Consider the following 12,177-nt stretch of genomic DNA (forward strand, 5'->3'; position numbering starts at 1 on the left):
CCTATCTGACATCCTTCCACGCTCGCTCGCTCGCTGAAAGCACACAGGTGTCGATCACCATCTCGATATTTCGGCCTTGGTAAATATCAACCGGTACTGCAGCCCCTTCTGCTATGGCTTTCATCAACCGGTTAACCTCAATTATTTTGAGGTCGTTATAGCCAAGGCCGTGCCCGGGTGCTGGGCAAAAGGCTTTAAAATCCGGGCAGTTACTATCAACCAGAATGGTTTTAAACCCTTTTCGGCCATTAGGCGACGAAGTTTCATAAAGCCGCAGTTCGTTCATTCTTTCCTGATCAAACTCAAGGCTTGCCTTTGTGCCTACAATCTCAAAACCCAATCCCTGCTTTTTGCCTGTTGCCACGCGGCTTGTTTCAAGAAAGCCCATAACACCTGATGCAAACCGCACCATTGCTTGCGCCTGATCTTCATTTTCAACCCGTTTAACCGCGCCGTTACTGTCGGTTCGTTCAGGAATGATGATGTCTGTATCTGCACAAAGCGATACAATTGGCCCGATAAGATACATAGCCATGCTAATGATATGAGACCCCATATCGCCGAGCGCGCCAGTACCTGATACCGCCTTTGAACAGCGCCAGCTAAAGGGGATGCTAGGGTCTGCCATATAGTCCTCAATATGTCTGCCCCTAAAGTGAACAATGGTGCCTAGCTCGCCGCTGGCAATGATCTCTTTTGCAAGACTTATCATGGGGTTACAGAGGTAGTTGTATCCAAGCATATGAACAAGAGGCGCATGGCGCGCATTGTGTTTTTCCAAGGCTGCGATAATCTCATTTGCTTCATGAGTATCAAGCGCGAGTGGCTTTTCAATATAGATATGCTTACCTGCTTCAATGGCTGCAATCGCCATTTCTTTATGCAGGGCATTTGGTGTGGCAATCGCGACTATATCAATATCATCAGCGGCTATCATTTGCTGCCAGTCGCTAACGCCGCGATCAAAACCCAGTGCCGCCGCCGCTGAGGTGGCTTTTTGCTGGTCTATCTCGGCAAGTGCCCGGCAAACGGGCACAAGAGGCCCACCAAAAACAGCCCGGTGCGCATTATAGGCAATTGCATGTGTTTTGCCGATATAGCCACTGCCTATCAGCCCGATGCCAATTTCCTGCATCAGTCCCCTCCTTAAGAATTTTCATTTCGTTTATATGGGCGTCATAGGAATATATATTCTGAGAAGGAAATTTGCATTCCTTTTTTTGATGATATGGGTATAATTATTTTTAAGGGTACGGGTTGATAGTTAGTAACAAAAGGCGACGGGTAGAATGGCAAAGAATGAGAGCAAAGCTGGTTATAAGTTTGATGAATTTAATGCTGTTCTTGCAGGCAGGTTTGACGGGCTTAGTAAACAATTAAAAAAAATTGCTCGCTTCATTCTGGATAACCCTGTTGATACCGCGCTTGATACCGCAGCAGAGATAGCGGCACAGTTGGAAGTACAGCCCTCAAGCTTGATACGTTTTGCTCAGGCACTGGATTTTGAAGGGTTTTCAGAAATTCAAAAGATTTTCCGTAGTAATCTGGTGCAACAGTTGCCGGGTTATTCTGCCAATTATTCAGACCGTATCCAAAAACTGAAAGAAGGTAATAGTGAAAACCTTGGCGGTGAGCACCCTATATTGAATGTGTTTTTGGAAGCAAACCACGATGCCCTTACCAATTTACAAAGCGAGGTAACAATAGACCGGCTAAACGAAGCTATTAGCACCATAAAAGCAGCGCAGAATGTTTATATTCTGGGGCAGCGCAGGTCCTTTCCTGTTGCGGCTTATCTTTATTATATGATGCGCAACCTGGATATGCGCGCCTTTTTGCTGGACGGTGTTGGTGGTAACTTGATCGAGCAATCAAGGCTTATTGGTAAAGGCGATGTACTTGTTGTTGCAACTTTCCCCAATTATGCCGATCAGGTTATTAGCGTGGGACAGCAGGCGCGTGAGAGCGGCGCCAAGGTTATCGCGATGACGGACAAACTTGTTAGCCCAATTGTGAAAGTGAGCGATACGTATTTTTTGACAGATAAAGTTACCGTGAGCGGGTTTCGTACCATCACGGGTACCATGTGCCTCGCACAGGCGCTTGCTATTGGTCTTGGCCTGAATGGTAAGCAATTGATCAGAGATTAAGTGCTCATTCTTCTATGGTTTTCCTGTTGATTTACGGTTTCGGAATAGAAATATTGACTTTCTCCATAAAAGGAATAATAATTCTAATTATGATATTAAATAAAATTTAAATTCTTTTATTGAGCAATTAGCTCTCTGGGGAGGGGGTACTATGTTGGCTCTGGTCACTTTTGTGGGCTTTACCGGGTTTGTTGCAGCGGTTTCTTACTGGAAAACCAAAGACGATAAGATGGATAGTTCCGATGCCTATTTTCTGGGTGGGCGGAGCTTAACCGCATGGGTTATTGCGGGTTCCTTGATGTTAACCAACCTGTCAACCGAGCATTTGGTGGGGTTAAATGCAGACGCGTTCAACCATACGATTGCGGTTATGGCATGGGAAACAACGGCTGCTCTTGCCATGGTGGTAACAGCGCTTTATTTTTTACCGCGCTACTTAAAAAGCGGCCTTACAACCATTCCAGAATATCTAGCAAACAGGTTTGACGAGCAAACACGGGTGATTGCATCACTTCTGTTTCTGTTTTCCTATGTTATTGCTATTTTGCCTGTTGTTTTACTGTTTGGTGCCGCAGGGCTTGAGAGCCTGTTTAATGTCTCTGAAACTTTTGGTATTAGCCAAAATGAAGCCACATGGATAATGGTGTGGGGTGTTGGGACACTTGGTTCGCTCTATGCTATTTTTGGTGGTCTTAAGGCCGTTGCAATTTCTGATACAGTAAACGGTGTTGGCTTTCTGATAGCAGGCCTGCTTGTACCAGCACTTGCCCTTATTATGGTGGGTGACGGGGATATGCTGGCAGGGTTAACCGAAGTATATAGAGAGGAACGCCCAAAGTTTGATATCACGGGTGATGAACCCGGTTCGTTTTTGCCTTTTGGTGTGTTGTTTACGGGCATGATAGTGAACCAGATATTTTTTTGGTGTACAAACCAGTCCATTATCCAGCGTGCCCTTGGGGCCAAAAACCTTGCTGAGGGGCAAAAGGGTGTGCTTATTGCAGCCTGCTTCAAGCTTGTTGGGCCGTTTGTAATTGTTCTACCGGGGGTGATCGCCTACCACATGTTTAAGGATACGCTTGGCCCAGAAGATTATCTGATGGCCTATCCTATGCTGGTGAAGGCGGTTTTGCCGGATGCACTGGTGGGCTTTTTTGCGGCGGTAATGGTGGGCGCTGTTCTGAGCACCTTCAATAGTGTTCTCAATAGTTCTGCAACGCTGTTTAGCCAAGGCATTTACAAGCTTTTTGTTAAACCTGATGCGGGTGGGCAGGCGCTTGTACGTAGCGGCCGGTATTGCAGTATTGCGCTCGCTCTGGCCGCGATGGCTTTTGCCCCACTTATTGATACTAGTGGCAGCCTGTTTAACTATCTGCAAAAAATTAATGCGACCTTCTTTGGTCCCATGCTGGCGGTTATCCTTCTTGGTATGACAACGCGGTATGTTTCGGCTTTTGCGGCAAAGATGGGCATGATCATTGGCCCCATTGTTTTTTACCTGTTGGTCTTTGCCTGTGGCGATAGTGTGCAGGCTTTTGTGCAAAGCTTGTTGGGTACAAACGAGGAAATTCACTTCCTGCATTTCCTTGCACTAGTCTTTGTTGTGACAACAGGACTGATGTTGCTGGTGAGTAAAATAAGGCCCGCAAAGCAAGCTTACGAGCAGGTTTACACCAAGGATGTTGATATTACACCGTGGCCCCATGCTGTGAAAGCGGGCGCTGCGATTTCAATTGTAACAATTCTCTTTTACGTGCTGCTGGCACAGTAAAAGATACACAGGGAGATCACCATGTTCTATTTAAAGTCACTATCTGTATTTTTAGCACTTGGGCTTGGTGCAAGCGGTGCTTGGGCAAGCAGCGACACTGCGCCTAAAAAGGAAGAAACCATTTCCTTTTTGGCCTTTGGTGACAGCGGCTATCACTATGGCTACCAGAAAAAGAGCCTGTATAAAAAGCCGCTACGCACGCTTGACGATTTTGAGGCAGATTACCGTGCTGATTGGACGGAGGACAATAAGCCCGCATCAGAGTTTAGTATGCCATCCCTTTATTATCACCAGGACATGGGCGGCTATATAATGCGGAGTGGACAGCAGCCAGTTGCTGATGCCATGAAGGCTTACTGTGCTGAAAAAGAGTGCGAATTTGGCTTGATGCTGGGCGATAATATTTACCCTGACGGCGCTACAATGGGGGCTGACGGTGTTGATGATGCCAAAAGGTTTAAGGATCTTTTTGAAACGCCGTATCAGGGCCTTGGTGCCAATGAAGCAGATTTCAAAATTTATACAGCGCTTGGTAACCACGACTGGCATACATCCCGCGAGGGTGCAATGGCGCAGGTTGCCTATATGGAACAGTCAGACCAGTTTTACATGGATGGTATTTTCTATAGCGTAAAGCCAGCCTCCGCTCACGGCGAGGTAGAGATATTTGTGATTGATACCGAAGTTATCCTGTCTGGTGAAGGATACCCAGAGGCTATCCTGAATGCCGATGGCAGTGAAATGAAGGGCACTGGCCCAGATGATATTGACCCGTGGGCAATGCCTGCCAATGATGCTGAAAAACACATGGTTCAGTGGCTGGAAACCAGCCTTAAAAACTCAACTGCTAAATGGAAGTTTGTGGTGGCGCATCACCCTTTATGGTCTACTGGTGGTTCCAAATTTGAGCAGGCACGGACGCTGCGCCGCTTATTGCTGCCGATGTTATGTGACTATGCCGATGTTTACTTTGCCGGGCATGAACATTCACTGGAACTTCATACGGATACCTGCGAAACAACCCCTAAAGGACGAGCAGAAAAACCGCTTGTGCATGTTCTGTCTGGTGCTGCGTCAAAAGAGCGCTCAACGCATAGCACGTTTGCTGCGTATCAGGCAAAAGCATACCCTCAGCAAACGGCACATTATGTACGCGGTATGATATGGGGCTTTACCCATGTTGAACTTACGGGTGATACAGGTGTTATCAGAATGATTTCAACACCAACAGATGGCTCAGGTAAGCCTATTGTAGAGTATGAATTTCCGATTGAGCGTCGCTCTCATTAAAATATACTATGAGTAAAGGCTGGGGCGCCTTTCATGGGAAGGGCGCTCCTTTCTTTTTTTAGGGCAGTGATAAAGGTCCATGCTGGCTTTGTTTTAGGGTGTTGGGGGAAATGCTAAGAATATATGCGGATCGGCATAGTAGCGGGCATTTAAAACCTTTCAGATAGGTTTTGTTTTCTATATTCCATAATCAGGCGGATATCATGTAAGGAAGGCCTTTCCCTTCTGACATGAGCATGCTTTGAAAAGGAATATAGCACCATGGCACCAAAATTTTCTTTGTCTGAAGTTGAAAAGGCGACACTTGCGAAAGCATCAAAGCGCCTTATCCCTTTTATGGCGCTTTTATATTTTGTGTCGTTTCTTGACCGGGTAAACATTGGTTATGCAGCGCTGACAATGAACGCTGATATTGGCCTTTCAGCAAGCGCCTACGGGTTTGGGGCTGGTATTTTCTTTATCGGCTACTTTTTGTTTGAGGTGCCAAGCAACCTTATTTTAAAGCGGGTAGGCGCGCGTACATGGATTGCCCGCATCATGGTAACATGGGGTATTTTGTCTATCGCTACAGCCTTTGTAACCGGGCCTACCAGTTTCTGGATTGTGCGGTTTTTGCTGGGGGTGGCGGAAGCAGGCTTTTTCCCCGGTATGATATATTATCTCACAAACTGGTTTCCGTCTAACATGCGCGGCCGTGTGATTGGCGGCTTTCTGATTGCAGTACCACTTTCAAGCGTGCTTGGTGCGCCTATTTCCACATCGTTGCTAGAGATTACGGTGCTGGGTTTTAAGGGCTGGCAAACCATGTTTTTGCTGGAGGGGCTGCCGGCAATAATACTGGGTATTGCGGTTTTGTTTTTGCTCCCTAACAGGCCTTCATCTGCGAAGTGGCTGACGGATACAGAGCAGAAAATATTGGAAGACCTTTTGGAGCGTGACCGTACACCAACCCAGCATACGTCCTTGAAAGCTGGGCTGTTAAACCTGAATGTCTGGCGCTTTGCCTTGATATATCTCGGGCTTGTTATTGGCCTTTATGGATTTAGCTTTTGGTCCCCGCAGATTATTAAAGCTTTTGGGGGCATCAGTAATATTCAGGTTGGCCTTATATCGATTGCGCCGTATGCCCTTGCTGCTATTGCATTATATTGGTGGGGTAAAAAATCTGACGACGCGCATGACCGAGCTTTGTATCTGGCGCTTCCTGCATTTCTCGGTTTTGCAGCGTTTGCAGTTAGCACCCTTATTGATAACCCAGTGTTAAACCTTGTTGCTTTAACCTGTGGTGCTATTGGTATTTATGCGACGCTCCCAGTTTTTTGGACATTACCGACTGCAGCTTTGCAGGGCACGGCAGCCGCAGGGGGCATTGCTCTTATAAACTCGATCGGTAATCTTGGCGGGTATGTTGGGCCGGTTGTGATTGGGTATTTACACGAGCAGACAAACAGCTTTAACGGGGGAATGCTCGCACTGGCTGCGGCGATGTTATGTGCGGGCTTACTGGCCTTGTCATGCAGGACCGCAAACTAAAACTGCTTTGTATGAGTGCGAATTTGAACTTTAAACGGGAGGGCAGATATGGCGTTTAAGCAAAAGAAAACCATTGTTGGTGTGGTGGCTGTTGCAGCAATTTTGACAGTTTTTGGTTTTTATGGGGGCTTCTTCTCTGGGGTTGATGTACCTGTGCCGCCAAAGCAAACCATTGAGGTTTCTGGTGTTCCGGCAAAAACCATTTCGCCCGCAGCCTGCGCTAGCCTGAACCAACGCTTTCTTGCTGAAGGCCAAGCGGTTGTAACGCGGGCCGAAATAACAGAAGCCAAGGGTCTAAAGCCTGCTTACTGTTTTGCGGGAGTGTCTTTCACTGATTCAGAACTGAAATTTGAAGCTAGATTGCCGCTTGAAGGCTGGAACAAGCGGCTGGTTATGGTTGGCGGCGGCGGTTTTGACGGTTTGCTTATTGATACGCCTGATTTTGTTAGCCCCTCTATTATGACTGACAGATATGTGGCTGTTATGACCAACGGCGGTCATACCAGCCCCTTGCCAACCAGTTATTTTGATGCAGATTTTGCGCTTAATGCCCAGCAGTTGGTTGATTTTACCTATTTATCTGAACATCGGGCGCTGCCGGTGGTGAAAGAACTGGTGGCCGCTGTATATGGGCAACGGCCTGAGCGGAATTATTTTGAAGGCTGCTCCATGGGAGGGCATGATGCCTTGATGGAATCACAGCGTTTCCCCTATGATTTTGATGGCATTATTGCCCGCGCGCCGGCTGGCAATGTGATGGGGTTATTTGTGAAATTTCACCAGATCGCCGAGGCAGTGGATAAGGCAGGGGCTCTTTCTGATGCTCAGCAAATGCTGCTTGAAAACGCTGTTTTAAAAAGCTGCGATATGGCAGACGGCCTTAAAGATGGTATTGTCTCCAATAGCAATGCTTGCGCCTTTGATATTACTACCCTGCAATGCGACACGGCGAGTGCAGATAGGGAGACATGCCTTTCAGAGCAGCAGATTGCTTTGGTATCCGCTATTACCAGCCCTTATACCTCTCATGTTACAGGGATTGAGCATAGTGGGTTTTCTATTACGGGGGCGGCAAACAAAGAAGCATGGGGTGAGTATATTTGGCCCAAGCTGGTGCAGGGTGGCAATTCGTTGCAAGGCCTGTTTTCGGGCGGGTTTATTCGTTCTTTTATAACGCGTGACCCGGACTATAAACTTGAAAGCTGGCATGCGGATGACTGGAAAGCTTCGCTTGGCCATATTGAGAGCCTGTTTCAGGCCGCAAACCCAGATATTTCCAAATTCACACAAAATGGCGGTAAGCTGCTGTTGTGGCACGGTGTTGCAGATAGTTCTGTCAGTGCAACAGATACCATCGGTTACTACCAGAATGTCATTGATACAATTGGGCAACAGGAAGCAGACAAGAGTGTGGAATTGTTTCTGGCACCGGGTGTTGGGCATTGCAGGCATGGCAGCGGGCCAGATAAAGTTGATTTGCTATCTGCTATGGCCAACTGGGTTGAAAAAGGTGTAGCCCCATCACAGCAATTAGTGGTTACTGCAAAAAAAGATGATGCAGGAAACGACCTTTTAACAAGGCCACTTTGCAAATACCCTTTGTATCCAGAGTATGATGGTACAGGAGACCCAAACCTCGCCAGCAGCTTTTCGTGTAGCGAATAACTAATCGAAAGGGGCTCATGAAAGAGCCTCTTTTTTCTCGCCAAAACACCTTTCCAATTACAAATGCTAACAAAACAAGCGGCAAAGCAAAGCCGGAGGGTAATCTATACCTTTCAGATAGGTAGGTTGTTTGCTATTGATACAACATGACAGAAAGTGGCTTTGTCGCTCTGTCTGGGGAATGACACATACCGGGAGGAAGAATATATGTCTGTATATTCGAAATATAGTTTATTTGCAGGAACATGCCTTAGTGCTGTCCTGACATCATCAGTCTTTGCACAAACATCTGCAAACACATCTGATACTATTATGCTTGAAGAGATTATCGTGACAGCGCGTCAGCGGGAAGAATCACTCAAAGATGTTCCTATTGCCGTAAGTGCGATAACAGGTAACAAGCTTAAAGAGCAGCAAATCTATGCTGTTAAAGATATCGCGGCTTATGTGCCGGGCCTTAATATTAACTCAGATAGTGTTGGCCGTGCGTTTGTCTCCATGCGCGGTATTGGCACCACGCTGATTGATACAGTACAGCCGGGTGTTGGCATCTTCATTGACGGCATTTACCAGCCGAATACATCGTACCTGAACAGCCCCCTTGTTGATGTGGAGCGTGTTGAGGTGCTGCGCGGCCCGCAAGGTACGCTTTTTGGTAACAACACGCTTGGCGGCGCTATTAATGTTATTACGCGCAAACCAAGTAATGAGTTTGAAGCCAGAATGGACGGCGCTTATGCAGGCAGCGATGATTTCAAGTCGCTTTCTGGTAGCGTGAGCGGCCCTATCATTGAGGATGTGTTGCAGGTTCGTGTGGGGGCTGCCTACCACCACCATGATGGTTTTCAGGAAAACCTTTTGGCGGGCGGTTATACAAACCCGCTTACGCAGAAATCTGTTAATGGTACTGTCCGGTTTTTACCATCAGAAGCGGCAGAACTTACCCTGAATGCCAACTATGATAAAATCAGTGGTGGCAATACAGCATATCTGGGTATTACAGGCCCTACAGATTATACGCTCGACGGTGTTTCTAACCAAAACAACTTTGCAGAGCATGTTTATAAAGGTGTGAATCTAAAGGGTGAATTTGATGTGGATTCGCTGTCCACAACAATCACGACAGTTCTTGCCTATAACCGCCGTGATCAGGAATCGTCTAATGACGGAGATTTTGGCCCGGTAGATTTTGTGCGGAGTACAGGTGAGTCCAAGCTTATTACAAAAACGGGTGAAGCCCGGTTTGATACAAGCTGGACTGAGGGCTTTTCAACTCTTGTGGGTGTTTTTGCCAGCCGTTCGACAACAGATGCGTCAGCCGTAACAACCATTGTGCCGCTGGGTGTGAATGCGCCGTCGTCTGCATTCGCAGAAATTGAATCACAAGCTGTGTTTGGTACGGCTTTCCTTGATCTTACCGATACGCTCGATCTGGCAGTAGGCCTGCGGTATGATCACCAGAAGCTTGACGCAACAAACGCCGGCAGTACAGATGCATACAGTTCAAACGACCTTCAGCCACGGGTAACGTTAACGAAAGCATGGGATGACGACTTAATGACCTATGCTTCGATTGCGCGCGGTGTACGTGGCGGTGGCCAAAATGGTCCGGGTGCCCCAAACCTTATTTATCAAGGCGACAATGTTTGGACATATGAGCTGGGTACAAAGTTTACCGCGCTTGAAAAGAGTCTGTCCGTTGATGCAGCTGTTTTCTATAATGATTACAAGCACTTTATTGGGCAAAATGCGCTTGCACCAAGCACAACAGGCGCAGGCTATGTGGCTGTAAACCTGAATAGCGGCACGGTGCACAGCTACGGTGCAGAGGCTGAAATGCACTGGCAGGTAACAGAGGCCTGGCGCATTGATAGCAGCTTAACATTGCTGCATGCGCGTATTGTAGATGGTAGCGAGTTTGAAGATGTCACCGGCTTTGCACTGCCAAGCGACCGCATTATCTTTACGCCTGACTGGAACTTCAGCCTTGGTACAAATTATACTGTGCCAGTGGGAGAAAATCAGCTGGTTTTTGATGCCGGTCTTGTTGGCAAAGGTAGCCGTATGGGATCAAGCCTTGATCCTGATGTTGCGCCACTACTGGAATCCTATTATCTGGTAAATGGCTCTATCACTATGCGGTTCCCGAAGTTTGAAATCGCGGCATTTGTAAGCAACCTCTTCAATGAAGAATACCTTGAAAGCTATATCGACCAGTCATTACTTGTTCGTGCGGGGCTTGGGGCTGTTGCCCAAAACTTGGGCCTGCAGGGTGAGCGCCGCCGCATTGGTGTTAGGGCAAGTATAAGGTTCTAGGAATGGATATGTCCAAAATAGAGCAACATAGCAAACCACTGACGGATATATTTATCCGTCAGCTTGGCGACCTCTTTGGTGACAGGCTTCACTTTGGTGAAGCCATGCGCCAGCAACATGGTAGCAGTGAAAGCCATTTTGATACCATGCTGCCGGATGCGGTTGTGTTTCCGCATAGTACAGAAGAAGTGGTTGCGCTGGTAAAACTGTGTGTTGCGGCAAAGGTGCCTGTTGTTCCGTTTGGGGCAGGTACATCGGTGGAAGGTAATGTAACGCCTGTTTGTGGCGGCGTGTGCATTGACCTTTCTGAAATGAATAATATTCTGTCGGTAAACCCCGAGGACCTTGATTGCACAGTGCAAGCGGGGGTTCGCCGTGAAGAACTGAACGAATATCTGCGCGACAAGGGCGTGTTCTTCCCAATTGACCCTGGCGCGAACGCCACTATTGGCGGCATGGCGTCAACACGGGCGTCTGGCACAAATGCGGTACGCTACGGCACAATGCGCGAGGCCATCCTGTCCCTTCGTGTTGTTACACCAGATGGGCGCGATATCCGCACGAGCGGCAGGGCCAGAAAATCAGCGGCTGGTTATGATATTACCCGCCTTATGATTGGGGCAGAGGGCACGCTCGGTATTATCACGGAAATTACTTTGCGGTTACATGGTATCCCTGAGGTTATCTCGTCTGCGGTTTGTAGTTTTGACACGATTGACGGCGCTGTAGATACAGTTGTGCAGTCTATTCAGCTTGGGGTGCCGCTTGCCCGGGTTGAAATTCTGGACGATGTCCAGATGAAAGCTGTGAATTTATGGTCAAAACTGAACTACCCCGAACTAACGACGCTGTTTTTTGAATTTCACGGCTCAGAAACTAATGTGAAAGAGCAGATCGAAATTGTTAGTAGTGTGGCTGCTGATAATGGCGGGGGTGATTTTCAGTGGTCTAACTTACCTGAAGAGCGCACAAAATTATGGCGTGCCCGGCATGAAGCATACTATGCAGCACTTGGGCTAAAGCCTGGTAGTGTTGGCTGGCCTACAGATGTCTGTGTGCCACTGGGCAGGCTTGCTGAATGTATTCAGCTTACTAAAGCAGACCTCAGAAAGGCAACAATCCCCGCAACAATTCTGGGCCATGTGGGGGATGGTAACTTCCATGTTATCTTTGTACTTGATCCCAATAATCCAGATGACCTTATCGAAGCGGAGAGCTTAAATACCCGCATGATTGAGCGTGCTTTGTCAATGAATGGCACATGTACCGGCGAACACGGCATCGGCCTTGGCAAGCAGGACTGGCTTAAAAAGGAACTGGGTGAAACTGTGGAGGTGATGCGCACGATTAAGCGAGCGCTTGATCCACACAATCTTTTTAATCCGGGTAAAATCTTTTCGTTCGATTAATGCTTTATAAGCAGAATGTCTGATTATGGCACTTTGCGTCATG

At 47.5% G+C, this 12,177-nt stretch carries 8 protein-coding genes; 7 read left to right on the forward strand and 1 reads right to left on the reverse strand.

Annotated elements, in window-relative coordinates:
* Position 1 precedes the first annotated feature (1 nt).
* Complete coding sequence (locus ICL80_RS06915) at positions 2-1,135, reverse strand: Gfo/Idh/MocA family protein (RefSeq protein WP_194215358.1); 1,134 nt, start codon at positions 1,133-1,135, stop codon at positions 2-4.
* Positions 1,136-1,289: 154 nt separating this feature from the next.
* On the opposite strand from ICL80_RS06915, the gene ICL80_RS06920 reads away from it, so the two are divergent.
* The 7 genes from ICL80_RS06920 to ICL80_RS06950 all read left to right on the forward strand — a co-directional run bounded on the left by ICL80_RS06920 (position 1,290) and on the right by ICL80_RS06950 (position 12,134).
* Entirely contained in the window at positions 1,290-2,150 is an 861-nt protein-coding gene (locus ICL80_RS06920) for a MurR/RpiR family transcriptional regulator (protein WP_194215359.1), read from the forward strand.
* 151 nt (positions 2,151-2,301) lie between these two features.
* On the forward strand, positions 2,302-3,921 hold the full coding sequence (locus ICL80_RS06925) for a solute:sodium symporter family transporter (protein WP_194215360.1): 1,620 nt from the start codon (positions 2,302-2,304) through the stop codon (positions 3,919-3,921).
* Positions 3,922-3,942: 21 nt separating this feature from the next.
* Positions 3,943-5,211, forward strand: coding sequence for a metallophosphoesterase (locus ICL80_RS06930; protein WP_194215361.1), 1,269 nt, complete (start codon positions 3,943-3,945; stop codon positions 5,209-5,211).
* Positions 5,212-5,472: 261 nt separating this feature from the next.
* A complete protein-coding gene (locus tag ICL80_RS06935; protein ID WP_194215362.1) occupies positions 5,473-6,744 on the forward strand; it encodes an MFS transporter in 1,272 nt (423 codons plus the stop codon).
* A gap of 48 nt (positions 6,745-6,792) precedes the next feature.
* The gene (locus ICL80_RS06940) at positions 6,793-8,409 is read left to right on the forward strand and encodes a tannase/feruloyl esterase family alpha/beta hydrolase (protein ID WP_194215363.1); all 1,617 of its coding nucleotides are present in this window, start codon (positions 6,793-6,795) and stop codon (positions 8,407-8,409) included.
* A gap of 207 nt (positions 8,410-8,616) precedes the next feature.
* Positions 8,617-10,725 carry a TonB-dependent receptor gene (locus ICL80_RS06945; RefSeq protein ID WP_194215364.1) on the forward strand — a complete coding sequence of 703 codons (2,109 nt, stop codon included), beginning with the start codon at positions 8,617-8,619 and terminating at the stop codon, positions 10,723-10,725.
* 8 nt (positions 10,726-10,733) lie between these two features.
* Positions 10,734-12,134, forward strand: coding sequence for an FAD-binding oxidoreductase (locus ICL80_RS06950; RefSeq protein WP_194215365.1), 1,401 nt, complete (start codon positions 10,734-10,736; stop codon positions 12,132-12,134).
* The last annotated feature ends 43 nt before the right edge of the window (positions 12,135-12,177 follow it).

Source organism: Kordiimonas pumila (assembly GCF_015240255.1).
In the GTDB taxonomy this organism is placed as follows: domain Bacteria; phylum Pseudomonadota; class Alphaproteobacteria; order Sphingomonadales; family Kordiimonadaceae; genus Kordiimonas; species Kordiimonas pumila.